19 protein-coding genes are annotated in these 24,257 nt (G+C 72.5%); 8 read left to right on the forward strand and 11 right to left on the reverse strand.

Going from position 1 to position 24,257, the window contains the following annotated elements; all coding sequences use genetic code 11:
- Positions 1 to 207: 207 nt before the first annotated feature.
- On the reverse strand, positions 208 to 1,158 hold the full coding sequence (locus tag NS354_RS04635; protein ID WP_058593431.1) for a CPBP family intramembrane glutamic endopeptidase: 951 nt from the start codon (positions 1,156 to 1,158) through the stop codon (positions 208 to 210).
- Positions 1,159 to 1,225: 67 nt separating this feature from the next.
- Here NS354_RS04635 and NS354_RS04640 point away from each other — a divergent pair, with 67 nt between their 5' ends.
- The gene (locus tag NS354_RS04640) at positions 1,226 to 3,580 is read left to right on the forward strand and encodes an ATP-binding cassette domain-containing protein (protein WP_058593432.1); all 2,355 of its coding nucleotides are present in this window, start codon (positions 1,226 to 1,228) and stop codon (positions 3,578 to 3,580) included.
- Here NS354_RS04640 and NS354_RS04645 read toward each other — a convergent pair.
- Positions 3,565 to 4,704 (reverse strand): TIGR00730 family Rossman fold protein, encoded by a 1,140-nt coding sequence (locus NS354_RS04645; protein ID WP_058593445.1) that lies wholly within the window; start codon positions 4,702 to 4,704, stop codon positions 3,565 to 3,567. The genes NS354_RS04640 and NS354_RS04645 overlap by 16 nt on opposite strands.
- A 38-nt stretch (positions 4,705 to 4,742) precedes the next feature.
- On the opposite strand from NS354_RS04645, the gene NS354_RS04650 reads away from it, so the two are divergent.
- Complete coding sequence (locus tag NS354_RS04650) at positions 4,743 to 6,176, forward strand: RNB domain-containing ribonuclease (protein WP_058593433.1); 1,434 nt, start codon at positions 4,743 to 4,745, stop codon at positions 6,174 to 6,176.
- 3 nt (positions 6,177 to 6,179) lie between these two features.
- Here NS354_RS04650 and ispG read toward each other — a convergent pair whose 3' ends face one another.
- The 5 genes from ispG to rsmI form a co-directional block, all read right to left on the reverse strand.
- Positions 6,180 to 7,310: a flavodoxin-dependent (E)-4-hydroxy-3-methylbut-2-enyl-diphosphate synthase gene (ispG, locus tag NS354_RS04655; protein ID WP_058593434.1), complete on the reverse strand. Its 1,131-nt coding sequence runs from the start codon at positions 7,308 to 7,310 to the stop codon at positions 6,180 to 6,182.
- A 79-nt stretch (positions 7,311 to 7,389) separates the two neighbouring features.
- The gene (locus tag NS354_RS04660) at positions 7,390 to 8,784 is read right to left on the reverse strand and encodes a M50 family metallopeptidase (RefSeq protein ID WP_058593435.1); all 1,395 of its coding nucleotides are present in this window, start codon (positions 8,782 to 8,784) and stop codon (positions 7,390 to 7,392) included.
- 98 nt (positions 8,785 to 8,882) lie between these two features.
- Entirely contained in the window at positions 8,883 to 9,971 is a 1,089-nt protein-coding gene (dxr, locus tag NS354_RS04665; RefSeq protein WP_058593436.1) for a 1-deoxy-D-xylulose-5-phosphate reductoisomerase, read from the reverse strand.
- 9 nt (positions 9,972 to 9,980) lie between these two features.
- Complete coding sequence (locus NS354_RS04670) at positions 9,981 to 11,024, reverse strand: FKBP-type peptidyl-prolyl cis-trans isomerase (RefSeq protein ID WP_058593437.1); 1,044 nt, start codon at positions 11,022 to 11,024, stop codon at positions 9,981 to 9,983.
- Between the two features lie 118 nt (positions 11,025 to 11,142).
- Positions 11,143 to 11,976, reverse strand: coding sequence for a 16S rRNA (cytidine(1402)-2'-O)-methyltransferase (gene rsmI, locus NS354_RS04675; RefSeq protein WP_058593438.1), 834 nt, complete (start codon positions 11,974 to 11,976; stop codon positions 11,143 to 11,145).
- A 95-nt stretch (positions 11,977 to 12,071) separates the two neighbouring features.
- Here rsmI and NS354_RS04680 point away from each other — a divergent pair, with 95 nt between their 5' ends.
- From NS354_RS04680 to sufU, 4 genes are read left to right on the forward strand one after another with little or no spacing between them, the layout of a single operon-like run.
- Positions 12,072 to 13,187, forward strand: coding sequence for a DsbA family protein (locus NS354_RS04680; protein ID WP_058593439.1), 1,116 nt, complete (start codon positions 12,072 to 12,074; stop codon positions 13,185 to 13,187).
- A 23-nt stretch (positions 13,188 to 13,210) separates the two neighbouring features.
- Complete coding sequence (locus NS354_RS04685; protein WP_058593440.1) at positions 13,211 to 14,491, forward strand: MFS transporter; 1,281 nt, start codon at positions 13,211 to 13,213, stop codon at positions 14,489 to 14,491.
- Positions 14,492 to 14,549: 58 nt separating this feature from the next.
- Positions 14,550 to 15,869: an aminotransferase class V-fold PLP-dependent enzyme gene (locus NS354_RS04690; protein WP_082677896.1), complete on the forward strand. Its 1,320-nt coding sequence runs from the start codon at positions 14,550 to 14,552 to the stop codon at positions 15,867 to 15,869.
- A complete protein-coding gene (gene sufU, locus NS354_RS04695; protein WP_058593441.1) occupies positions 15,866 to 16,336 on the forward strand; it encodes a Fe-S cluster assembly sulfur transfer protein SufU in 471 nt (156 codons plus the stop codon). The genes NS354_RS04690 and sufU overlap by 4 nt, the downstream gene beginning before the upstream one ends.
- Here the strand turns inward: sufU and NS354_RS04700 are convergent.
- Positions 16,308 to 17,315 carry a LysR family transcriptional regulator gene (locus tag NS354_RS04700; protein WP_058593447.1) on the reverse strand — a complete coding sequence of 336 codons (1,008 nt, stop codon included), beginning with the start codon at positions 17,313 to 17,315 and terminating at the stop codon, positions 16,308 to 16,310. The genes sufU and NS354_RS04700 overlap by 29 nt on opposite strands.
- Before the next feature lie 77 nt (positions 17,316 to 17,392).
- Here NS354_RS04700 and NS354_RS04705 point away from each other — a divergent pair, with 77 nt between their 5' ends.
- Positions 17,393 to 19,183, forward strand: coding sequence for an FAD-binding protein (locus tag NS354_RS04705; RefSeq protein ID WP_058593442.1), 1,791 nt, complete (start codon positions 17,393 to 17,395; stop codon positions 19,181 to 19,183).
- Between the two features lie 160 nt (positions 19,184 to 19,343).
- Positions 19,344 to 20,585, forward strand: coding sequence for a DUF4192 family protein (locus NS354_RS04710; RefSeq protein WP_058593443.1), 1,242 nt, complete (start codon positions 19,344 to 19,346; stop codon positions 20,583 to 20,585).
- Here the strand turns inward: NS354_RS04710 and NS354_RS04715 are convergent.
- The 3 genes from NS354_RS04715 to NS354_RS04725 form a co-directional block, all read right to left on the reverse strand.
- Positions 20,530 to 21,786, reverse strand: coding sequence for a cysteine desulfurase family protein (locus tag NS354_RS04715; protein ID WP_082677897.1), 1,257 nt, complete (start codon positions 21,784 to 21,786; stop codon positions 20,530 to 20,532). The genes NS354_RS04710 and NS354_RS04715 overlap by 56 nt on opposite strands.
- Before the next feature lie 9 nt (positions 21,787 to 21,795).
- The gene (gene nadC, locus NS354_RS04720; RefSeq protein ID WP_058593444.1) at positions 21,796 to 22,644 is read right to left on the reverse strand and encodes a carboxylating nicotinate-nucleotide diphosphorylase; all 849 of its coding nucleotides are present in this window, start codon (positions 22,642 to 22,644) and stop codon (positions 21,796 to 21,798) included.
- 2 nt (positions 22,645 to 22,646) lie between these two features.
- Positions 22,647 to 24,257 (reverse strand): L-aspartate oxidase (locus NS354_RS04725; protein ID WP_058593449.1); only part of this gene is annotated, 1,611 nt, incomplete at its 5' end.

The following is a 24,257-nucleotide window of genomic DNA, read 5'->3' on the forward strand; positions in this document are numbered from 1 at the left end:
CCGGGGCCCCGGGGCCCCGGGAGTCTCGCTCAATGGCTGTACGCCTCGCCGCATGTTCGGAGCGGTGCGCGCATCTCCGAAAGGCGACAGGAGGTCCGTGCAACCCGTTCTCAGAATCGGACGTACTGTCGCCTTCCGCGATGGCGATTGCGATGGCGACGGCGATGGCCGCAAGTGGACCGCGCCGCGCTCGCGACGGCCCCGCCGTCACGGCGCCGTCGGGAACCAGTCGAAGAGCTCCGGCTGGTGCGCGTGCACGAGCACCGCGAACACCACCGCGTCGAAGAGCAGGTGCACGGTCACGACGTAGGAGAGGGAGCGGGTGCGCAGGTAGATGATGCCCTGCACGAGCGCGAAGGGGATGGTGAGGAGCGGCCCCCAGGCGCGGTAGCCGAGCTCCCACAGGAACGAGACGAAGACGACCATCTGCAGCAGGTTGGCGATCCAGACGGGGAAGTGTCTGAGCAGCACGGCGAACACCGTGCAGATGAAGAACAGCTCATCCCAGATGCCCACGGCGCCGACCCCCACGAAGAGCCGAGCGATCAGCTCGGGCGTATCGACGACGGGCCAGTTCGCGTACACCCCCGAGGTGATGAAGTACCAGGGCAGGATCAGCCAGGCCAGCACGATCACGGCGACGAGCCAGGCCCAGTGGTACGGCCCCCAGCGCTCGCCTCGCGCGTCGCCCGCGCCCCGCCACGGGAAGCTCGTCGCGCGGTCGCGGTAGACGAATCGCGAGACGACGTAGGGCACGGCGACGGCGCCGCCGAGTGCGAGCGTGAACTTCACCATCGACCAATTGTCGAGCTGCGCGGCGAGCGGGATGAGGCGCACCACGCCGAGTCCCATGACGATGAGGGAGAGGTCGCGCAGCAGGGAGGGCGCACGTCCGTTCTCGGCTCGGGGCCGCACGTCGACGTCGGAAGCCGCGGCGCGGGCGGCGGAGCGGCCGGCGGATGCCGGCGCCGCGGATGCCGGCGCCGCGGATCGAGCCCGGCCCGCACAGGCCGCCAATCCGAGGCCGGCAACGCCGAGGGCGATGCCCGCCCAGATCCAGTGGAGCACGAACCAGGCGGGCGCCATCGCGCAGACGCACACCGCTGCGGCGATGCCGAGGGCCGAGGGCCGCGCGCTGCGGCTCGCGGGCATGGTCATACGGCGAGCCTAGCAAGCGCGAGAACCCGGGGCGGCGAATGTCGGCGGCCCGCACTACTCTGACTCCATGGCCACCACGCACATCGCAGATTCGCACGATCGCATCCGAGTGCAGGGCGCGCGCGAGCACAACCTGAAGAACGTCAGCGTCGACCTGCCGAAGCGGCGGCTCACGGTGTTCACCGGGGTCTCCGGGTCGGGCAAGAGCTCGCTGGTCTTCGGCACGATCGCGGCCGAGTCGCAGCGGCTCATCAACGAGACCTACAGCGCGTTCGTGCAGGGGTTCATGCCGTCGCAGAGCCGGCCCGACGTCGACGTGCTCGAGGGGCTCACCACGGCGATCATCGTCGACCAGGAGCGCATGGGCGCGAACCCGCGCTCGACCGTGGGCACGGCCACCGACGTGAACGCGATGCTCCGCATCATCTTCTCGCGCCTGGGCAGCCCGCGCATCGGCTCCCCCAACGCCTTCTCCTTCAACGTCGCATCGATCAGCGGGGCGGGCGCCGTCACGATGGAGAAGGGCGGCAAGCAGGTGAAGGAGCGGCGCAGCTTCGAGATCCTGGGCGGCATGTGCCCGACCTGCGAGGGCCGCGGCTCGGTCAGCGATTTCGCCCTCGACGAGCTCTACGACGCCGAGAAGTCGCTGGCCGAGGGGGCGCTCACGGTCCCCGGCTTCAGCATGGACGGCTGGTACGGGCGCATCTTCGCGGCGCTCCTGCCCATGGAGACGCCGATCCGCGACTTCACCGACGAGCAGATGCACCTGCTGCTGCACGAGGAGCCGCGCAAGGTCAAGGCGGACGGCGTGAACGTCACCTACGAGGGGCTCATTCCGCGCATTCAGAAGTCCATGCTCGCGAAGGATCGCGAGGCCATGCAGCCCCACATCCGCGCCTTCGTGGATCGCGCGATCGTGTTCCGCGCCTGCCCCGCCTGTGCGGGCACCCGGCTCAACGAGACGGCGCGCTCGTCGAAGATCTCGGGCAAGTCGATCGCCGACGTCTGCGCGATGCAGATCACGGACCTCGCCGAGTGGGTGCGGGGCATCGACGATGCCGGCATCGCGCCCCTCGTGGAGAAGCTCGTCGACACCCTCGACTCGTTCGTGCAGATCGGGCTCGGCTATCTGAGCCTCGACCGCCCGACCGGAACGCTCTCGGGCGGCGAATCGCAGCGCACCAAGATGATCCGCCATCTCGGCTCCCCCATCACCGATGCGACGTACGTCTTCGACGAGCCGTCGATCGGCCTGCATCCGCACGACATCCAGCGGATGAACCAGCTGCTGCTCAAGCTGCGCGACAAGGGCAACACCGTGCTCGTGGTCGAGCACAAGCCGGAGATGATCGCGATCGCCGACCACGTGGTCGACCTCGGCCCCCGCGCGGGCCTCGACGGCGGCGAGATCTGCTTCACCGGCACCGTGGAGGCGCTGCGCGCCTCGGGCACGCTCACCGGGGCGCACCTCGACGACCGGGCGCGCCTCAAGCCGACGGTGCGCGCCGCGAGCGGAGCCCTGCAGGTGCGGGGCGCGGATCGCCACAATCTGCGCGGCGTCGACGTCGACGTGCCGCTCGGCGTGCTCTGCGCCGTGACGGGCGTCGCCGGCTCCGGCAAGAGCACCCTCATCGGCAACTACGTCGCGAACCGCGACGGGGTCGTCGCCGTCGATCAGGGGGCGATCAAGGGATCGCGGCGCTCGAACCCGGCGACCTACACCGGCCTGCTCGACCCGGTGCGCGCCGCGTTCGCGAAGGCGAACGGCGTGAAGCCCGCACTGTTCAGCGCGAACTCCGAGGGCGCGTGCCCCGAGTGCAAGGGCGCCGGCATCATCTACACCGACCTCGGCATGATGGCGACGATGGAGAGCGTGTGCGAGGTGTGCGAGGGCAAGCGCTTCGCGCCCGCTGTGCTCGAGTACACCTTCGGCGGCAAGAGCATCGCCGAGGTGCTCGACCTCTCCATCGCGGAGGCGCAGGAATTCTTCTCGGCCGGCGACACGAGGATCGCGAAGGCCGCGAAGATTCTCGGCCGCCTGGCCGACGTCGGCATCGGCTACGTCAAGCTCGGTCAGCCGCTCTCCACCCTCTCCGGCGGCGAGCGACAGCGGCTCAAGCTCGCCATCCACATGCTCGAGGATGCCGACGTCTACGTGCTCGACGAGCCCACGACCGGCCTGCATCTCGCCGACGTCGAGCAGCTGCTCGCCCTCCTCGACCGGCTCGTCGACGACGGCAAGAGCGTGATCGTGATCGAGCACCACCAGGCGGTGATGGCGCACGCCGACTGGATCATCGACCTCGGCCCGGGTGCCGGCCAGCAGGGCGGCGCCGTCGTGTTCGCAGGGACGCCCGCCGACCTCGTCGCCGCACGCGCGACGCTCACCGGCGAGCATCTCGCGGACTACGTCGCGAGCTGACCTCCGGGCGCGCCGACCGCGCCCGCAGTGCCGGCCGTGCCCACGGTGCGCTGCACGGGCTGCAGCTCCCGTGGCGCGCTCTCCAGCTCGTTCAGGGCGCGGATCAACCGGTAGAGATCCCCCACCGCCCGGCGCCGCGGCGTGAACACGATGCGCGGCAGATCGAGCGCATCGCCATCCGCGACCTCCGAGGGCAGCGGCGCGGTGCGGGCGATCTCGCCGGACTCGCAGAGGCCCGAGAACCGCTCGTTCAGGTCGGCGAGCTCCGCATCGCTCGGGTCGGTGCGCACCCGCAGCACCAGCCGCTCCCCCTGCCACCGCAGCGAGTCGTAATTGCGCCAGAACCCGGTCACCTCGGCGATCGCCGCCTCCGGCGAATCGGTGACGAGCACGCGGTCCAGATCGTCCACCGCGATGAGCCCCGCCCCCGCGAGCTCCTCGACCACGAAACGGGCGAAGCTCCGCCAGTACGTGCCGCCGTCGCGATCGAGCAGCACGATGGGCATCGGCTCCATCTTTCCGGTCTGCTGCAGCGTCAGCAGCTCGAACGTCTCATCCATGGTGCCGAAGCCCCCCGGCAGGCAGATGAACCCGCGCGACTCCTTCACGAGCATGAGCTTGCGCGTGAAGAAGTACTTCATCGCGATCCGGTGGTCGTCATCGGCCGCCACATCGAGCGGAGCCTCCTCGAACGGCAGACGGATCGAGATGCCGAGCGACCGCTCGGGCCCCGCGCCGGTCGCCGCCGCCTCCATGATGCCCGGCCCGGCGCCGGTGACCACCATCCACCCCTGCTCGGCGAGACCGCGGGCCGCAGCCTCTGCGCCCACCCAGAGCGGGTCGTGCGACTGCGTGCGGGCCGACCCGAAGATCGTGACCTTCGGCACTCCGCGGAAGGGAGCGAAGAGGCGGAACGCCGCCCGCATCTCCTCGACCGCGGTCGCCGTGATCTTGAGGTCGAGACGCGTCGTCCCGTCATGGCCGAGACCGAGCCCCGCCTCCGCGATCCGCCGGATGAGACTGCGCTGCGAGGCGACCCCGGCCTCCGCGATGAGCGCGTCGAGCCGCTCGCGCACCCCGGCGGTCTGCGGATCCTCTGCATGCTGCTGCTTCGCGGTCGTCACGCTCACAGTCTACGAGCGGTGCGCAGTAGGCTGGCGGCATGCCGAACCGGCGCGCCCGACTCTCGCCCCAGACCGCCCACGGCGAGCTCGCTGCAGCGCTCGCCGCGCTGCGGGAGGGCGACGACGCTCCCGCCGACTTCTCCCCCGAGGCGCTCGCCGAGGCCGCGTCGGCGCGCCCCGCCGACGCCGAGCTCGATCTGCGACACATCCCGTTCGCGACGCTCGACCCGCCGGGGTCTCGGGATCTCGATCAGGCCTTCCACCTCGAACGCTCCGGCGACGGCTTCCGGGTGCGCTACGCGATCGCCGACCTGCCCGGCTTCGTGCGCCCCGGCGGCGCGCTCGACCGCGAAGCGCGACAGCGCGGGCAGACCCTCTACCTGCCCGACGGGCGCATTCCGCTCCATCCGGCTGCGCTCAGCGAGGATCGCGCATCGCTGCTTCCAGGCTGCGACCGCGTCGCCTACGTCTGGACTCTCGACCTCGACGCCGCCGGCGCCCTCGCCGCGGCACGGGTCGAACGCGCGCGCGTGCGCTCCCGCGCCCAGCTGGAGTATCCCTCCGCGCAGGCCGCGATCGACGGGGGCGGCGCAGACGAGCTGGTGCAGCTGCTGCGCGCCGTCGGCGTGCTGCGCATCGAGCAGGAGCGCCTGCGCGGCGGTGCGAGCCTCAACATGCCGGACGAGGAGATCGTGCGGGAGCCGGGCGGCTACCGGATCGTGCGCAGTCTCGCGCTCCCCGTCGAGGAGTGGAACGCGCAGCTCTCCCTGCTCACCGGCATGGCGGCGGGCCGCATGATGCTCGATGCGGGCGTCGGCATCCTGCGCACCATGCCGGGCCCCGACGAGGAGGCCCTCGCAGCGTTCCGCGCACGCGCGGCGTCGCTCGGGCACCCGTGGCCCGCAGAGCTCGGCTACGGGGCGTACCTCGAGCGACTCGATCCGGCCTCGCCCACCACGCCCGCGGTGCTGCAGGCCGCCGCATCGCTCTTCCGCGGCGCCGATTACACGCCGTTCGACGGGGAGCCCCCGCAGCAGACGATGCAGGCGGCGATCGCCGCGCCGTACGCGCATGTCACCGCTCCGCTGCGGCGGCTGGTGGATCGCTGGGGCCTCGTGATCTGCGCCGCGATCTGCGCGGGTCGGCCCGTGCCCGAGTGGGCGCGCGCGTCGCTCGGCGAGCTCCCCGCGCTCATGCGGGCCTCGAATCAGCGGGCGGGCCGGTTGGGATCGCAGGCGCTCGACCGCGTCGAGGCGGCACTGCTGCGCGATCGCGTGGGCGACGTCCTCCCCGCCGTCGTGCTCGAGGTGCGCGGCGATCGCGCGCGCGTGCAGCTCGACGACCCGGCGGTGACGACGCAGATGGCTGCGCCCGGCTGCACCGCCGGCATGCACGTCGAGGTGCGTGTCGTCGCTGCGGACGTCGCGACCGGGGCCATCGAGCTCGCTCTCGCCGCCGACGCCGCCGCGTGAACGCTACGCGGTGACGACCTCGGGGGCGCCCGTTCCCGCCGCAGCGGGCATCTCCGCGGCGAGGCGGTTCGCCTCGGCGATGAGTGTCGCGACGATCTCGCTCTCGGGCACGGTCTTGATGACCTCCCCCTTCACGAAGATCTGCCCCTTGCCGTTTCCGGAGGCGACTCCGAGGTCGGCCTCGCGCGCTTCTCCGGGGCCGTTCACCACGCAGCCCATGACGGCGACGCGCAGGGGCACGCTCATGCCCTCGAGCCCCTGCGTGACCTCCTCTGCGAGCGTGTAGACGTCGACCTGCGCGCGCCCGCACGACGGGCAGGAGACGATCTCGAGCTTGCGCTCGCGCAGGTTCAGCGATTGCAGGATCTGCAGCCCCACCTTCACCTCTTCGACGGGAGGCGCCGAGAGGGAGACGCGGATGGTGTCGCCGATGCCCTCCGAGAGCAGAATGCCGAAGGCTGTGGCGCTCTTGATGGTGCCCTGGAAGGCGGGCCCCGCCTCAGTCACACCGAGATGCAGCGGCCAGTCGCCGCGCTCGGCGAGCTGGCGGTACGCCTGCACCATCACGACGGGATCGTTGTGCTTCACCGAGATCTTGAAGTCGTGGAAGTCGTGCTCCTCGAAGAGCGACGCCTCCCACACGGCGCTCTCGACGAGCGCCTCGGGTGTCGCCTTGCCGTACTTCTGCAGGAGCCGCGGATCGAGGGATCCGGCGTTCACGCCGATGCGCAGCGACACCCCCGCGGCCTTCGCGCGCCGGGCGATCTCACCGACCTGGTCGTCGAACTTGCGGATGTTGCCGGGGTTGACGCGCACTGCGGCGCACCCCGCGTCGATGGCGGCGTACACGTAATTCGGCTGGAAGTGGATGTCGGCGATGACCGGGATCTGGCTCTTCATCGCGATGATCGGCAGCGCCTCGGCGTCGTCGCGGCTCGGGCACGCCACCCGCACGATGTCGCAGCCGGCCGCCGTCAGCTCCGCGATCTGCTGCAGCGTCGCGTTGATGTCGGTGGTGGGAGTGGTGGTCATCGACTGCACCGACACCGGGGCGTCGCCGCCGACCGTGACCGATCCGACCTTGATGGCGCGGGACTTGCGCCGCGGAGCGAGCACTGCGACGGTCTGCGGCATTCCCAAGTTGACTGCTGGCACGGGGCGAGTCTACTCGCGGAGTCTGCGTGACGCCCCGAACGCGCGCGGCGGATCGCGGTCAGCCGAAGAGCGACACGGGTTTCACGAGGTCGGCGTAGATGAGCAGCACCGTCATCGCTCCGAGCACGATGGCGACCGCCATCGTCACCGGCACCATCTTCGCCGTGTCGATCGGCCCGGGGTCGGGCTTTCTCCGCAGCTTCGCGAAGCCCCGCTTCACCCACTCGTAGACCGCTCCGATCACGTGGCCGCCGTCGAGCGGCAGGAGCGGCACGAGGTTGAAGACGAACAGCGCGACGTTCAGCGAGCCGAGCAGTCCGATCATCGTCTGCGCGCGGGCGGCGACCGGAGCGTCGTCGAGGCTCACGATCTCCCCCGCCATGCGGCCCACGCCGACGACGCTGATGGGGCCGTTGGGGTCGCGCGCCTCGCTGCCGAACGCCGCATTCCACACGTCGACCATGCGCTCCGGCATGCGGACGACGATGCCTGCGACGCGCTGCACATTGTCGCCCACGAAGGCCGGCACGGCCGTGATGGGCTGCGTGACGTTCTCCGAGGCGGGCACCGCGCCGATCATGCCGACGGATTCGGTGAGCACCTCGCCGTCGGCGCCGGTCACCGCGTTGCCGTCGGCGTCGGTGACGGTGCGGGCGTTCACCACGGGCTGCAGGGCGACCGTCTGCCGGTCGCCGCCGCGCTCGATCTCGACGGAGAGCGACCGGCCCGGCGATTCGCCCACGATGGTGCGGAACTGGTTCCAGCTGGTGATGCGCGTCCCGTCGACCGCGACCAGCCGGTCGCCCGGGCGCAGCCCGGCTGCGGCGGCGGGCGCGGCGGGATCGTCGGCCCCGCAGGTGGTCGCGTCGCTCGCGGCCGGGACCAGGCACTCGTTGACCTGGCCGAGGGTCGTGCTGTTCTGCGGGGTGCCGAACCCGACGAGCACGATCGCGAAGAACACGAACGCCAGCACGAGGTTCATCAACGGCCCGCCGAGCATGATGATGATCTTCTTCCACGGCGGGAGCCGGTAGAAGGTGCGGTGATCCTCACCCGTATCGATGGACTCGGCGCTCGCGAGCCGAGCATCCTCGACCACGGCCGCCATTCCGCGCTTCGGCTCGGCGTCGGCCTTGCCGAACGACGTCCCCTCCTGCACGACCGAGTTCAGAAACCCGGTCGTCGAGGCCCGCGCGGCATCGCCGGGCCGCTCGGGCGGATACATGCCCGACATGGCGATGTAGCCGCCCAGCGGGATCATCTTGACGCCGTACTCGGTCTCGCCTCTGCGCTTCGACCAGACCGTGCGCCCGAAACCGAGCATGTACTGCGTCACCTTGACGCCGAAGAGCTTGGCGGGGACGAGGTGCCCGATTTCGTGCAGGCCGATGGAGACGGCCAGTCCGATCACGAAGATCAGGATGCCGAGCACGTAGAGCAGTACCTCAGTCACCCGGTCAGGCTACTGCGCACCGCTGTGGAGTTTCGGGGAAGCAGCCGTGGGGCGTACGTGCACCCTGCGGCGCCGATGCCGACCCGCACCGCTCGGGCTCAGCGTGCGCGCGCCTCGATGGCCCGCCCGGCCTGCTCGCGCGCCCAGCGCTCCGCCTCGGCGAGGCTCTCCAGGGTGAGCTGCGCCGGAGCGTCGTGCGCCTCGACCACGCTCCGCACCGTGTCGACGATGTCGAGGAACCCGATGCGGCCTGCGTGGAACGCCTCGACGGCCTCCTCGTTCACCGCGTTGTAGACCGCCGGGTAGGTGAGGCGCGCGCGCCCCACCTCCTTCGCGAGGTCGACGGCCGGGAAGGCGTCGGCGTCGAGCGGCTCGAACTCCCACGACGTGGCCGAGCGCCAGTCGAGGGGGACCCCGACGTTGCCCATGCGATCCGGCCAGGAGAGCCCCAGCGCGATCGGCAGTCGCATGTCGGGCGGCGACGCCTGGGCGATCGTGGAGCCGTCGATGAACTCGACCATCGAGTGCACCACCGACTGCGGGTGCACGACGACTTCGATGTCGCCGTAGGAGACGCCGAAGAGCAGATGGGCTTCGATGACCTCGAGCCCCTTGTTCACCATCGTCGCGGAGTTGATGGTGACGACGCGCCCCATGTTCCAGGTGGGATGCGCCATCGCCGCCTCCGGGGTCGCGTCGCGCAGCTCGTCGCGGGTGCGCCCCCGGAACGGGCCTCCCGAGGCGGTCAGCACGAGCCGTCGCACCTCGTCTCGACTGCCCGACCGCAGCGCCTGCGCGATGGCGGAGTGCTCGGAGTCGACCGGAACGATCTGGCCGGGGGCGGCGCGGCCGGTCACCAGGTCGCCGCCGACGATCAGCGATTCCTTGTTCGCCAGAGCGAGCGTGCGGCCGGCGTCGAGCGCCGCGATCGTCGGGGCGAGGCCGACGGAGCCGGTGATCCCGTTCAGTACGAGATCCGCCTCGACGTCATGGATCATCTGCACCGCCGCATCGGCCCCGAGCCCGGTGTGCTCGACGTTGAACTCGTCGGCCTGCTCGCGCACGCGATCGGCCCGACTGCCGGCGATGAGCCCCGACACCTGGTACTGGGCCGGGTGCTTGCGGATCACGTCGAGCGCCTGCTCGCCGATCGAGCCGGTGGATCCGAGGACGATGACGCGCTTCATCGCTCCAGGCTACTCGGCGGGCGCTTCCGCGTGCACCGTTCCGAGGATGTCGAGCACGAAGACCATGACGTCGTCGCCCTGGTGCCCCTGCTGCTCGAGCGTCGCCGCGCCGTACCCGCCGTCCTCCGCGGGCACCACGGAGATGACCTGGGAGCCGACCTTCTGGCCCTCGAGCGCCTGCTGGAAGCCGCCGATCACCTGGGTCGTGAGGAAGTCGGTGGGCTCGCCCCGGCTCCAGCTGGAGTCGAACTCCTCGCCCGTGCGCCAGATCACGCCGCGGTAGTTGACGTACACGCGGTCGCCCGGCTGCACCTCTTCGCCATCGCCCTCGATGAGCGTGGCGATCTCGAGCTTCTCGGGGGCCTCGAGCCCCTTCGGGATCGTGATGGTGGGCTCGCCGTCGTCGGCGAGCTCGACCGTGGGGAAGCCCTCCGGGGCCTCGACCGGCTCGCCCTCGGCCTTCTGCAGCAGCTCGTCGCTCTCGAGCGTGCCGGGCTCGCCCGACGCGGCGGCCGCGTCTGAGGCGTCGCTGATCTCGCCGAACTCCATCACGATGACGAGGGAGTCGTCGGCGCTGATGTTCTCCAGGCCGGTCTGCTCGGGCGGCGTCTCGCCGAAGACGTCGGCGTACGGCGCGGCGAGCGCGATCTGCTCGCCCGCGGTCGCGCAGCGGAGACCGTCGTACGCCCACTCGGCGAGCCCCGACTTCTGCACGGGGATCGTGCTGGCGGGAAGCTGCTGGAGCGCCGTGCCGTCGGCGCCGTTGAAGAGCGTCATCGAGGTGAGCACCGACTGCCCCTCCTCCACGACGTCGCCCTCGCCCTCCTGCAGCACGGAGCGCTGGATCTCATCGGCCTGCACCGGAGTGTCGGAGGTGAGCTCGAGATCCTCGCCGACGGAGCCCGACACCTCGACGCCGGAGCTCGCGGAACCGGAGGCGAGGCACTCCTCGCCCGAGGCGTCGGCCTGCGCCGATCCGCCGCCGCCCGAGCAGCCGACCATGAGCAGGGCGCCCACCAGGGCAGCGGGAGCGATGGCGCGCGTCAGTTTCACAGTGATTGGGGCCCTTCGAGTCGCGAGGAGCCGCGCCCGCTCGAACGTGCGATGGTGTGCGACGTCGAACGGCGGTGCGCGGCTGTGAGTGCCTTTCGAGTATGGCGCATCGCTCTGCTCAGCGGCTGAGAGGACGCTCCCGGGCGGCCAGCGCCGCCGCGTACAGCTCCCGCGACGAGAGACCGGTGGCCTCGGCCACGGACCGCGCGGCGTCCTTCAAGCGCTCCCCCGCACGCACGCGATCCTGCACCTCCGCGAGCGCCGACTCGGGCGACGCCGCGCCCGCGACCGCTCCGCCGACCACCAGCACGATCTCGCCGCGCACTCCGCTCGCAGCCCACTCCGCGAGCTCGCCGAGCCCGCCCCGCCGCACCTCCTCGTGCAGCTTCGTGAGCTCGCGGCACACCGCCGCCGGACGGGCGGCGCCGAATGCCTCCGCGAGCTCTCCCAGCGAGGCCGCGAGCCGGGTCGGCGCCTCGAAGAGCACGAGGGTGCGCTGCTCGGAGGCGAGTGCGCGCAGCGCCCGGGACCGCTCGCCCGCCTTGCGCGGCAGGAACCCCTCGAACGCGAAGCGGTCGGTCGGGAGCCCGGAGACCGCGAGCGCGGTGATGACGGCGCTCGGGCCCGGAATCGCGCTCACGGCGACCCCGCGCTCGGCGGCCAGCTGCACCACGCGGAAGCCGGGGTCGGAGACGGTCGGCATGCCGGCGTCGCTCACCAGCACGACGTCCTCCGTCTGCGCCCGGTCCACGAGCCCCGCCGCGCGATCGTGCTCGTTGTGATCGTGCAGCGCGACGAGCTCGGGCCGGTTCTCGATGCCGAGGAGCCGGAGCAGCTGGGCGGTGTGCCGCGTGTCCTCCGCGGCGATCACCGTCGCCTCCTCGAAGGTGCTGCGCAGCCGTGCGGAGGCGTCGCCGAGGTTTCCGATCGGCGTGGCCGCGAGAAGGATCATGGATCAATCGTAGGCGGATCGCGCGGCGGCGCCGCACGTGACGGCTCGGGCGCCGCGCGAGACGCGCTGTCGCAGGGGGCTGCCAGAATGGGAGGATGACCGATCCGCAGCAGCCCGCCGCCCCGCCGCCCCACCCCTTCGCCGAGCGGTCGACCCCGGGGCCGCAGGACGGCGGCGGTCGCGGTGGCGCCCGCTCGACGGCCGCGATGGCCCTCGGTCTGGCCGGGCTCGTGACGGTGATCGTCTCCGCGTTCTACCTCCCGCTCGGCGCGGTGCTCGGCGCGCTGCTCGGCGTCGCCGGAGCGGTGCTCGGGGTGATCGGCCTCGTCTCCAGGCGCCGTCGGGGCGCGGCGATCACGGGACTCGCCGCCGGCGCTCTCGCCGTGCTCGCGGCACTGGTGCTCGGCGTGATCTCGACCACGATGCTCGTGGGGTCGCTGGCCGACCCGGTGCGGTCGGGCGGGGCGCCCGGCTCGGGGGCGAGCTCCGGAGGCGGCGCGCAGCGCGCGGCGGAGACGCTCTGGCCCGAGAACATGGCCACGGGCGGGATCGTGTTCGACCGCGACGGCGTCGTGCGCTCCGACGCGCCCGAATCGGGCGCTCCCGAGCCCGCCGAGTCGCCCGCGGCCGGTTCCGAGACCGACTCCGAGACGCACGCGGTGCGCGTCTACGTCGACTACCGGTGCCCCTACTGCTCGGAGTTCGAGACGGCGAACGGCGACGCCCTCCAGCAGCTCGCCGAGAGCGGCCGGGCGACCGTCGAGATCATCCCGCTGGCGTTCCTCGACCGCGTCTCCCCCGACAACTACTCCTCGCGCGCCTCGGGCGCCATGGCGTGCGTGGTCGACGCCCAGCCCGAGGCGGCGTGGCAGGTGCACCGCCACCTCTTCGACCCCGCCGTGCAGCCCTCGGAGACGACGAACGGGCTCGACGACGACGCGCTGATCGACGCGGTCGACGAGGCCGCCGGCGGTGCGAACGAACGCGTGCGATCCTGCATCTCGTCCCAGCGCTTCGTGCCGTTCGCCCAGGCGCTCAACGGCTGGGTGTTCGACAATCCCGTTCCCGGGGCGCAGGATCCGCAGCTGCGGGTCACGAGCACGCCGTTCGCCCTCGTCGACGGCGTCCCCTACACCGGCGCCGCCGACGACGCGCAGGCGTTCTCCGCCTTCCTCGCCGAGCAGGGCGTCGCGGTGGGCGGCGCCTCCTGACCTCCTGCTAGACTCGGTCGGCTATGCATCAGACGAGCGACCACCCCGCGTCCCCCGCATCGCCGAGCGAGGCGACGCTGATCGGACGCACCGGCACCCTCTACTTCCCCCTCGCGCTCGTCTCGCGACTGCCGTTCGCGATGATGGTGATCGGCGTGCTCACGGTCGTCGTGTCGGCGCGCGGCTCGGTCGAGCTCGGCGGCCTCAACTCCGCCATGGTCGGCCTGGGCGTCGCGTGCTTCGGGCCCCTCATCGGGGCGGCCGCCGATCGGTTCGGCCAGCGCCCGACGCTCCTCGTGGCGGCGATCGCGAACAGCGCGCTGCTCGGCGCCCTGGCCTGGATCGCGTTCAGCTCGCTGCCGATCTGGGTGCTGTTCGTCGGCTCGTTCCTCGCGGGGGCCACCGTTCCGCAGACCTCGCCCATGTCGCGCTCGCGGCTCGTGACGATCGTCGCGCACGATCTCCCGGTGCATCGCCGGCCGCGGATGCTGTCGAACGTGCTCGCGTACGAGTCGGCGGCCGACGAGGTCATCTTCGTGTTCGGCCCGGTGATCGTCGGCGCCCTCGCCACCACGCTGGGCGCGTGGGCGCCGATCGCCGGCGCCGCCGTGCTCACCCTCGTCTTCGTCTCGGCGTTCGCGCTGCACCGGACGAGCGCTCCTCCTCAGTCGGCCGGGCAGCGGGCGGCCGTCGCCGCGCCGGCCTCGGAGCTCGCGCGGCCGGCGCTGCTCGTGACCGTCTTCGGCATCGTCACCGTGGGGCTGTTCTTCGGCTCGATGCTCACCTCGCTGACGTCGTTCATGCAGGATCGGGGCGACCCGGAGAGCGCGGGCCTGCTCTACGGCGCGATGGGCATCGGCTCGGCGATCTTCGCGATCGGGGTCGCCGCGCTTCCGCCGCGCTTCTCGCTGCGCGCGCGCTGGCCGGTCTTCGCCGTGTGCATCGTGGCGGGCACCGTGCTGCTGCAGTGGGCGCACGATGTGCCCTTCATGCTGCTCAGCCTCGCGCTGATGGGCATCGGCGTCGGCCCCCTCCTCGTGACGCTCTACGGGTTCGGTGCTGCGCGCAGCCCTGTCGGGCGTTCGGCTACGGTGATGACGATGCTCGGATCGGGCCTCATGGTGGGGCAGTCGGCGGCCGCCGCCGTGACCGGTGTCGTCGCGACCGATCTCGGAACGCGCGCCGCGCTCGCGCTGCCGCTCGCGGCCGCCGTGCTCGCTCTCGTCGCGGGTGCGATCAACTGGGGGCTGAGCGCCCCGACGGCGCGGCCCCGCACGGCCGAGACCGCCGCCGTCGCGGAATAGCGCACCCGGCCCGCGCGTTGCAGTGAAGGCCGGCAACACCGCCCGCAGGGGTGGAAGAATGGAGAACATGCCAGACCTCGCGATGCACCCCGCACTCACCGCAGCGGACGTCGCCCTGCTGCGCGCGGAGTTCCCGTACTTCGCGGCGCAGGACGCGCTCGACCACGCCCCGGCGTACCTCGACGCCGCGGCAACCTCGCAGCGACCGCTGCGGGTGCTCGACGCCGAGCGCACCTTCCTCGAGTCGTCGTACGCCGCGGTGCACCGCGGCACCAGCGTCGCGGTCGGCTCCGCCACCGAGGCGTTCGAGGGCGCCCGCAGTGCCGTCGCCCGGTTCGTCGGAGCGGCCGCACCCGAGCAGATCGTCTGGGCCGAGAACGCGACCGACGCCCTGAATCTGGTCGCGCTCGGCATGGGCGAGGCGACCGCGGGTCTCGGCGTCGCGGGCAGCGAGCGCTTCCGTCTCGAGGCGGGTGACGAGATCCTCATCACCGAGGCCGAGCATCACGCCAACCTCATCCCGTGGCAGCGCCTCGCGCAGCGCACCGGGGCGACACTGCGCCACATCCCGGTGCGCCCCGACGGCACCTGGACCCTCGATGACACTCGCGAGGCGCTGACCGAGCGCACCCGCGTCTTCGCCTTCGCCCACGTCTCGAACGTGACGGGGCTCCTCGCCCCCGTCGCGGAGCTCGTCGAGCTGGCCCGTGCCGTCGGCGCGGTGACCGTGCTCGACGCCTGCCAGTCGGTGCCGCACCTCCCCGTCGACTTCGGCGCACTCGGTGTCGACTTCGCCGCGTTCTCGGGCCACAAGATGCTCGGCCCGAACGGCATCGGCGTGCTCTACGGACGGCCCGAGATGCTCGCCGCCCTCCCGCCTGCGCGAACGGGCGGATCGGCGATCACGAAGGTGACGATGGAGTCGGCGCAGTTCATGCCCGCCCCGCACCGCTTCGAGCCGGGCACGCAGCCCGTGTCGCAGGCCGTCGGCCTCGCGGCCGCGGTGTCGTTCCTGGAGGAGATCGGCATGGATCGGGTCGCCGCTCGCGAGCACGAGCTCGTGGAGCGGCTCGTCGCGGGCATTCTCGATGCACCGGGCCTGCAGCTGCTGGGGCCCGCCGACACCTCGCGCCGCGTCGCCCTTGCGGCGGTCTCGGTCGCCGGCGTGCACGCGCACGACGTCGGCCAGTACCTCGACGAGCAGGGCGTGCTGGTGCGCGTCGGCCACCACTGCGCGCAGCCGCTGCATCGCGCGCTCGGCATCACGTCGAGCACGCGCGCGAGCGTGCACGTGACCACGACCGAGGACGAGGTCGATCGCTTCGTCGACGCGCTCCGCGGCGCTCAGCGGTATTTCGGAGCGGATGTCACGGCATGAGCGCGCTCGACGGGCTGTACCAGGAAGTCATCCTCGATCATTCGAAGCGGCCGATCGGCAAGGGCGAGCTGGAGCCGGCGGAGTCCGCGCTCACCGCGTCGCACCACGAGTTCAACCCGAGCTGCGGCGACGAGATCGATCTGTCGATCGCCGTCGACCCGGAGACGGGCCGCATCAGTCAGCTGGCGTGGGAGGGGCAGGGGTGCTCCATCTCGATGGCCTCCGCGTCGATCCTGTCCCAGCTGGTGCGCGACGACGAGCTGACGATCGCAGATGCGCGTGAGCGGATCGCGGCGTTCCGCGAGATGATCCAGGCGCGCGGCGAGTCGGAGCCCGACGAGGAGGTGCTCGGCGACGCGGTCGCGCTGCAGGGCGTCTCGAAGTTCGTCATGCGTGTGAAGTGCGCGATGCTCGGCTGGGTGGCGCTCGAGGCGGATCTCACGCAGGTGGAGGCGCAGCGCTCCTGAGCGGGGCTGGTTCGCCGACGCGCGTCACGAGGCTCGAGAGCTCGGCGCCCGGCGCGGTGACGCGGTCGGCGATCTCGCGGATGGCCGCCTGCAGGGCCGCGCCGGCGCGCGTCGGCGCCATGTCGGCGCGCCGCGCGATGCTCACCGTCCGGGCGAGCGCGTCGCCGGCGAGCGGTGCGGTGCGCAGCGCGGGCCGATCCGCTGCGACCATCGCCGGTACGACCGCGACCCCGATGCCCCTTCCGGCGAAGCTGAGCGCCGCATCCATCTCGGCACCCGCGACCGCCACGAGCGGGGTCAGGCCCCGGGCGCGGAACGCGGCGTCGACCGTTGCTCTGAGATCGTAGTTCTCGGGGAAGAGCACCTGGGGCACGCGTGCGAGCTCTTCGAGGTCGACGGGGCGTCCCGGGTCGCGAGCCTCCGCTCCCTCCGGGGCGAAGGGATCCGGCCGGTTCGGATCGGAGACGACGACGAGCCGCTCGCTCAGGATCTGCTCGCGCTCCAGCACGGCCCGCGCCGCCCCCGACGAGACGCTCGTCACGATGAGGGCCAGATCGAGCGCGCCCTCCATGAGCGCCGAGATGAGGCTGCGCGACCCGCGTTCGAGGATCTCGATCTCGATGCCCGGGTAGCGGGCGCGGAACTCGGCGAGCACGTCGGCCACGAGGCTCGTGCACAGGGTGGGCGTCGCGCCGAGGCGGATGCGGCCGCCGCGCAGCTCGGCGAGATCCGACATCTCGTGGCGGGCGGCTTCGGCGTCGGCGAGCATGCGGCGGGCGATGGGGAGGAGGCGCTCCCCCGCCGGAGTCGCGGCGACGTTGCCGCGCACACGGTGCAGCAGTTCGACGCCGAGGTCGGCCTCGAGCGCCGCGATCTGGCGGCTCAGCGACGGCTGCGCGAGGTGCAGCCGCTCCGCAGCCCGGGTGAAGTTCCCGAGCTGCACGATCTCGGTGAATCCGCGCAGCTGTTCGAGGTTCATCTTCATAGCCTACGCGCATCTTGACGATCAGCTCTATTCATTGGAGTAATCGTCGAGGCGCTCGTAGCGTGGTGGGCATGAACCGCTTCTCAGCCTCCACCGGCGCCTCGGGCGCCTCCCGAACCGAGCGACTCCTCGCCACCTCCGTGCTGGTCATCGGCACCGGCGGCGCCGGCCTGCGCGCCTCCATCGAACTCGCCGAGCGCGGCGTGCAGGTGCTCGCCGTCGGCAAGCGCCGCGCCCACGACGCCCACACCACCCTCGCGGCGGGCGGGATCAACGCCGCCCTCGCGACGATGGACCCCGAGGACACCTGGGAGCAGCACGCCGCCGACACGCTGCGCGAATCGTACTTCCTCGCGGATCCCGCGATCGTCGAGACGGTCACCCGCAATGCAGCCCGCGGCATCGAGGATCTCGAGCGCTGGGGCATGCCGTTCGCGCGCGAGGCCGACGGGCGGATCAGCCAGCGCTTCTTCGGCGCGCACAAGTACCGCCGCACGGCCTACGCCGGCGACTACACGGGCCTCGAGATCCAGCGCACCCTCATGCGCCGCGCCGCCGAGCTGCGGGTGTCGATCGTCGACACCGTCTACATCACCCGCCTGCTCGTCTCGGAAGGGCGCATCTTCGGCGCCTACGGGTTCGACATCGTCGACGGCTCCCCCGTGGTCATCCACGCCGACGCCGTGATCCTCGCGGCCGGCGGCCACACCCGCATCTGGCGCAACACCTCGTCGCGCCGCGACGAGAACACCGGCGACTCCTTCCGCCTCGCGGCCCTCGCGGGGGGCCGGATCCGGGATGCGGAGCTCGTGCAGTTCCACCCGTCGGGCATTCTCGAGCCCTCGGACGCCGCGGGCACGCTCGTCTCCGAGGCCGCCCGCGGGGAGGGCGGGATCCTGCGCAATGCGCTCGGCGAGCGCTTCATGGAGCGCTACGACCCCGAGCGCATGGAGCTCTCGACGCGCGACCGGGTCGCGCTCGCGAGCTACACCGAGATCTCCGAGGGCCGAGGCACGACGAACGGCGGCGTCTTCCTCGACGTCTCGCACCTGCCCCGGGAGCAGATCCTCTCCAAACTGCCCCGCGTGTATCGCACGCTCATCGACCTGCAGATGCTCGACATCACCGAGCAGCCGATCGAGATCGCGCCGACCGCGCACTACTCGATGGGCGGCGTCTGGGTCACGCCCGACACCCACAGCACCGGCGTCGACGGCCTCTACGCGATCGGCGAGGCCTCGAGCGGCCTGCACGGCGCGAACCGGCTCGGCGGCAACTCGCTCATCGAGCTGCTCGTCTACGGCCGCATCACCGGCGCGGATGCGGCCGAGTACGTGTCGGGCCTCACGGAGGTGCGTCGCGACCCGGCCGCCGTCTCCGAGGCGCGCGCGGAGATGCAGGGGCTGCTGGAGGGCGAGGGCGCCTCGGGGAGGAGCACCGAGAGCCCGCGTCGCCTGCAGCGCGCGCTGCGCGACATCATGACCGAGCACGTCGGCGTCGTGCGCAGCGAGGCCGGGCTCTCGACGGCGCTCGACAAGCTCGACGCGCTGCAGGAGCGCGTCGATCGAGTGACCGCGCACCCCGACATCGCCGGATTCGACGACCTGGCGCACGCCTTCGACCTCTACGGCTCGATGCTGGCGGCGCGCGCGACCATCGCCTGCGCCCGCGAGCGCCGCGAGACGCGCGGCTGCCACAACCGCTCCGACTTCCCCGAGCAGGACGCGTCGCTGCGGGGCAACTTCGTATGGACCGCCGAGTCCGGGCCCGTGTTCGAACCGCTGCCCGACGCCCCGGCCGCGTTCCGCGACCTCGCGCACGCCGCGGCCGACGATTCGGTCGCGGGCAAGCTGGTGGAGTAGGTGGCGGGCGGTGGCGGGAGCCGCGGTGCGCAGCGCTGCGCCGCGGTGACCGGCACCGATCTCCGCTCACAGGGCCGGTTCGGCCCCGGCGCCGCGCGCGTCGGGGCCGACTTCTGTGGACAACGGTTCGGCACCGCCGGGCACCGCCCAGGATCGATGCATGACCTCTCCGACCTCCCCGAAGGACTCCCGAACCGTCATCCGCTGCGGCGGCTCAGCCGACTTCCTCGCCGCTCTCCCGCACGTCACGGGCTTCACCGCATCCGACAGCGTGTTCCTCGTCGGGTTCGCAGGTTCGCGCTCCGGCACGGTGGTGCGCACGGATCTGCCTCCGAACGAGGAGCCGCGCGAGACCCTCGCCCTCCTCGATCTCGCGAGCGACCTCGCGCGCGACCTCTCCGCCTCGCACGGCTCTCCCGCAGCACTGGCGATCGTCATCACGAGCAGCGCGGCCTTCACGGCCGACGGCAGTCCCCCGTGGCTGCGTCTCGCCCGTCGACTGGAGCGGCGACTGCGGCGCGACGGAGCTGAGATTCGAGATCTCTGCGTCGTCGCAGCGGACGGGTGGTCGAGCCTCCTCGATCCCCGCGCATCGCCCGCCGCACGCCCGCTGAGCGAGATCACCGAGAGCTCCGTCGCCCGCGGCCCGCTGCGATGCGCCGACCCCCCGGTCGCACTCGCCGAACTGGGACGCATTCCCGACCCGCTCCCCGAACGGATCGCCGCGGTGGCCGCAGCCCTCGAACGGCATCATCCCCACGACTTCCCGGGTTCGGAGGGCGTCCCCCCGCACCGCTCCGAGCCCGGGAGCACCGCGCACGCCTACTTCCGGTGGCTCTCCGAGACCGCAGCGGTTGCACGAGAGCTGCGGGAGGACGCACCGCTGAGCGTCGACGCGACCGCGCGTCTCATCCGGTGCTGCCAGCACTCCGATCGCTGGCTCGTGATCGCACTCGGACTCCTCACCCGTCCGGAGTTCCCGCTCGAGCTCGCCCGAGAGTTTCCCATGGGCCGGTTCGCAGGGGTGCCCGTCGAGGCGCCGGCTTCCGACGCGCCGGGGTGGTCGATCCTCCGCATCCTCACCGGCGTCTGCTCAGAGTTCACCGAGCACGCCCGACTGCGGGCCGTGAGCGATCGTCTGCTCGGCGCCGCCGCCGAGACCCCCGAGCCGCTGCGCCCCGGTCTCCTCGCGTTGAGCGCGTGGGTGTGGTGGCTGTGCGGCAGTCAGACGGTCGCGCAGCGCCACCTCGCGGAGGCCGCGACGATCGACCCGTCGCACCAGCTCTCCCGAATGGTGCGGCGGCTCGCGTCCACGCCGATCGCCCTGCCATTCAGCGCAGACGGGTTCACGCACCGCGGCGGGGCGCCGCACGCGCCGTCTCAGCCCGCAGCACCCCGATGATGCGATCGATCGTCGCGCCGCCCACGGGGTGCGGCAGGGTGAACCGGAGGCCCGTCTGCGCGAGATCCTCGTCGAGCCCGAGCGCGAGCAGCACCGGCGACGGCTCGTTCGCACCGGCTGAGCACGCCGAGCCCGAAGACACCGCGAACCCGGCGGCATCCAGCGCGACGAGGAGGGACTCCCCGCTCACGCCCTCCACGACGAACGACGCATGGCCGGGGAGCCGCTCCGTGCGATGCCCCGTCAGACGCGCACCCGGCACCTCGCGCAGCACCCCCTCGATGAGCAGATCCCGCGACGCCATCAGGGCGACCCCCTGCGAGCCGAGCTGCGCGCGCGACGCCCGCACCGCTGCGGCGAACCCCGCGATGCCCGCGACGTTCTCGGTGCCCGCCCGGCGGCGGTGCTCCTGCCCTCCGCCGTGGAGCACCGGCTCCACGGCGATGCCCGAGCGCAGCAGCAGCGCGCCCGTCCCCTGGGGCCCGCCGAACTTGTGCCCGGCGAGCGTCATCGCATCGATCTCCGCCCCCGGCCAGCCGCCGTCTGCACCGGCCCCGAACCGCACGGGAAGCGCAGCGGCGGCCTGCACCGCATCCGTGTGCATGAGCGCCCCGCTGGCGCGCACGACACCGGAGAACTCCGCGAGCTGCTGCACCGTGCCGACCTCGGCGTTGGCGAGGCCCACGGAGACCAGCGTCGTATCGGGCCGCACCAGCGCCGCGACGGACCGGGGGCGCACCCGCCCCGAGGCGTCGACCTCGGCGAGATCGAGCGTGAAGCCGAAGATGCGCTCCAGAAACCGGCAGCTCTCGAGCACGGAGGCGTGCTCGAGCGGCGTGGTCACCAGGTGCCGCCCGCGCGGGTTCGCCAGAGCGAGCCCGACGATCGCGAGCGTGTTCGCCTCCGTTCCCCCCGACGTGAACGTCACCTCGGCGGCCCGCGCCCCGAACGCGGCGGCGATCTCCGCGCGAGCGCTCTCGACACGGGCACGCGCACGATGACCGGCCTGATGCACGCTCGACGCGTTGGCCGCGCCGTCGTCGAGCGCCGCGATCATCGCCGATCGGGCCTCCGGGCGCAGTGGCGCCGTCGCAGCGGCGTCGAAGTAGCCGCTATCCCCCGTGCGCGGGCGCGCCGCCACGGGCGCGTCGCTCGGCTCGAGCGCGCGGGCCGACGCCCGGCGATCCACTCCATCATGCATGCGCACGCCTCAGTCGGCGTCGAGGCCGAGATCGAGGGCGCGCGCGCCGTGGGTCAGCCGACCCACGGAGATCACGTCGACACCGGTCTCGGCGATCGCCGCGACCGTGTCGAGCGCCACACCGCCGCTCGCCTCCGCGACGACCCCGCCCCCGATGCGCCGCACGGCCGTCGCGAGATCGCCGAGCGCGAAGTTGTCGAGCAGCACCCCCGTGATATCCGCCGCGAGCACCGCATCGAGCTGATCGAGCCGATCGATCTCGACGATGATGGACGTCGTGTGCCCCGCGCGCTCCCGCAGCCGCCGCAGCGCCGCGGTCGTGGACGCCGCATCGACCGCGCCAAGCGCGGCGAGGTGATTGTCCTTGACCATGATCGCGTCGGACAGGCCGAAGCGGTGATTCGTGCCGCCCCCGTCGCGCACGGCCGCCTTCTCGAGCGCTCGCAGCCCGGGCGTCGTCTTCCGCGTGTCCGCGATGCGCGCGGACGTATGCGCGACGGCGGCGACGAACCGCGACGTCAGCGTCGCCACCCCGCTGAGCCGCTGGGCGAAGTTCAACGCCACCCGCTCACCCGTCAGCACGCCGCGGGCCGGCCCCGCGATGCGGGCCAGCACCTCGCCCGCCGCGAAGCTCGCACCATCGGCCGCGAGATCGTCGACGACGACGCGCTCGTCGACCTGCCGGAAGGTCTCGCGCACGAGCGCCCCGCCCGAGAAGACGCCTGCCTCCCGGGCGACGATGCGCGTCGACGCATGCAGCTCCGGCGGGATCGCGAGCTCCACCGTGAGATCGCCCCACGGGGCATCCTCGGTCAGGGCGGTGCGCACCGCGCGTTCGATGATCGGTCGGGTCAGCATGCTCAGGCGCTCCTCTGCTCTGCGGTACTGCGGGACGTCGCGGATGCGGATCCGCGCAGCGGGACGGCGGCGCCCGCGCGGCGCTCCGGCAGGGACGCCGACGACGGCGCCGCCTCGATCACCCGCAACCCGCGACGCCGCGCCTGCGAGGGGTCGCTCCCGGGAAAATCCGCCCGCAGGTGCGCGCCACGGGACTCGGTGCGCAGCGCCGCCGCCGCGCAGACCGCCGACGCGAGCCGCGCAGCATCGCCCGCCCCACGCCGGAACACCCGTTCGGCGCGGGCGAGACCCGACCCGCTCCGCTCGATCCCGAGCGCCGACCCCACCGCCCGACCGATCTCGGCCCCGGTCGCCGCGGCGCCCGGCTCCGGTTCCGCGGCGAGCGCGCAGCACTCCGCCGCGCGGATCAGACCGGCCAGCGCGCCATCGACGCCGAGCCAGACGCCGCGGCCCGGCCGATACGCGGCCGCCGCCGATCCCGCCCGCGCACCGAACACCAGGCCCTCGAGCAACGAGTTCGAGGCGAGTCGATTCGCCCCGTGCACGCCGGTCGCGGCGACCTCACCGGCCACGAACAGTCCGGGGACGCCCGACCGCCCCCGCGTATCGCTCGCGATGCCGCCCATCGTGTAATGCGCGGCCGGCGCCACCGGAACGGGGTCGCGCGCCCAGTCGATCCCTCGCGCCGCGAGCGCGCGCGAGATTCCCGGGAACCGGCGCCGCAGGGCGCCCGGCCCGCCCGCACGCTCCACCGGCGTCGCGTCCAACCAGACCGACCGGGCGTTCTCGCGCTCCAGTGCGCGGTGCACCTCGAGGGAGACCGCGTCGCGCGGAGCGAGCTCGGCGCGAGGATGGCGACCCAGCATGAAGCGCCTGCCACGCGCATCGCGGAGCACCGCTCCGGCGCCCCGCACCGCCTCGGAGATCAACAGCCCCTGCGCGTCGGCGCGCGCGTCAGCACCCTCGACGAGCACCGTCGGATGGAACTGCACGAACTCCAGATCCGCGAGCACCGCCCCCGCACGCGCCCCGAGCAGCACGCCCGCCCCGCGGGCGGATGGATGATTCGAACTCACCGGATACAGCGAGGCGTACCCGCCGGTCGCGAGCACCACGGCATCGGCGCGCACGGTCGACACCCGCCCCCGGGCATCCCGCACCGTCGCGCCGACCACCGTCCCGCATTCCAGCACGAGCGACTCGACCGTCGTGTGCTCGCGCACCTCCAGCTCCCCGCCGCGTGCGCCCGATCGGCGGCCGCGATCCGACATCAGCCCGCGCAGACGGCTCGACAGATGCGCGTGGAGCACCGCTCCCGTGCGGTCGCCGCCCGCGTGCACGATGCGCTCCCGCCCGTGCGCCGCCTCCAGACCGAGCGCCACTCCCCCGGCCGAATCACGATCGGCCGGGAACCCCGCTTCGAGCACCTCGCGCATGCGCCGCGCCCCCTCGACGACGAGCACCTCCGCCGCCTCGCGCTGCGCGAGCCCCGCGCCCGCCGCCACCGTGTCCCGCAGGTGATCGGCGGCGCGATCCGCGACGCCGATGGCAGCGGCGATGCCGCCCTGGGCGAGCGGGGTGTTGCCGAGCACCCTCCCGTCGGAGCCGTCTGC

The sequence above is a fragment of the Leucobacter chromiiresistens genome (assembly GCF_001477055.1).
Taxonomy (GTDB): Bacteria; Actinomycetota; Actinomycetes; order Actinomycetales; family Microbacteriaceae; genus Leucobacter; species Leucobacter chromiiresistens_A.

Excerpts from the sequence above, each read along its gene's own strand:
- NS354_RS04635 (WP_058593431.1), bottom strand. The coding sequence starts at position 1,158 with ATGACCATGCCCGCGAGCCGCAGCGCGCGGCCCTCGGCCCTCGGCATC.
- NS354_RS04640 (WP_058593432.1), top strand. The coding sequence starts at position 1,226 with ATGGCCACCACGCACATCGCAGATTCGCACGATCGCATCCGAGTGCAG.
- NS354_RS04650 (WP_058593433.1), top strand. The coding sequence starts at position 4,743 with ATGCCGAACCGGCGCGCCCGACTCTCGCCCCAGACCGCCCACGGCGAG.
- ispG (WP_058593434.1), bottom strand. The coding sequence starts at position 7,310 with ATGCCGCAGACCGTCGCAGTGCTCGCTCCGCGGCGCAAGTCCCGCGCC.
- dxr (WP_058593436.1), bottom strand. The coding sequence starts at position 9,971 with ATGAAGCGCGTCATCGTCCTCGGATCCACCGGCTCGATCGGCGAGCAG.
- rsmI (WP_058593438.1), bottom strand. The coding sequence starts at position 11,976 with ATGATCCTTCTCGCGGCCACGCCGATCGGAAACCTCGGCGACGCCTCC.
- NS354_RS04680 (WP_058593439.1), top strand. The coding sequence starts at position 12,072 with ATGACCGATCCGCAGCAGCCCGCCGCCCCGCCGCCCCACCCCTTCGCC.
- NS354_RS04685 (WP_058593440.1), top strand. The coding sequence starts at position 13,211 with ATGCATCAGACGAGCGACCACCCCGCGTCCCCCGCATCGCCGAGCGAG.
- NS354_RS04690 (WP_082677896.1), top strand. The coding sequence starts at position 14,550 with ATGGAGAACATGCCAGACCTCGCGATGCACCCCGCACTCACCGCAGCG.
- sufU (WP_058593441.1), top strand. The coding sequence starts at position 15,866 with ATGAGCGCGCTCGACGGGCTGTACCAGGAAGTCATCCTCGATCATTCG.
- NS354_RS04700 (WP_058593447.1), bottom strand. The coding sequence starts at position 17,315 with ATGAACCTCGAACAGCTGCGCGGATTCACCGAGATCGTGCAGCTCGGG.
- NS354_RS04705 (WP_058593442.1), top strand. The coding sequence starts at position 17,393 with ATGAACCGCTTCTCAGCCTCCACCGGCGCCTCGGGCGCCTCCCGAACC.
- NS354_RS04710 (WP_058593443.1), top strand. The coding sequence starts at position 19,344 with ATGACCTCTCCGACCTCCCCGAAGGACTCCCGAACCGTCATCCGCTGC.
- NS354_RS04715 (WP_082677897.1), bottom strand. The coding sequence starts at position 21,786 with ATGCATGATGGAGTGGATCGCCGGGCGTCGGCCCGCGCGCTCGAGCCG.
- nadC (WP_058593444.1), bottom strand. The coding sequence starts at position 22,644 with ATGCTGACCCGACCGATCATCGAACGCGCGGTGCGCACCGCCCTGACC.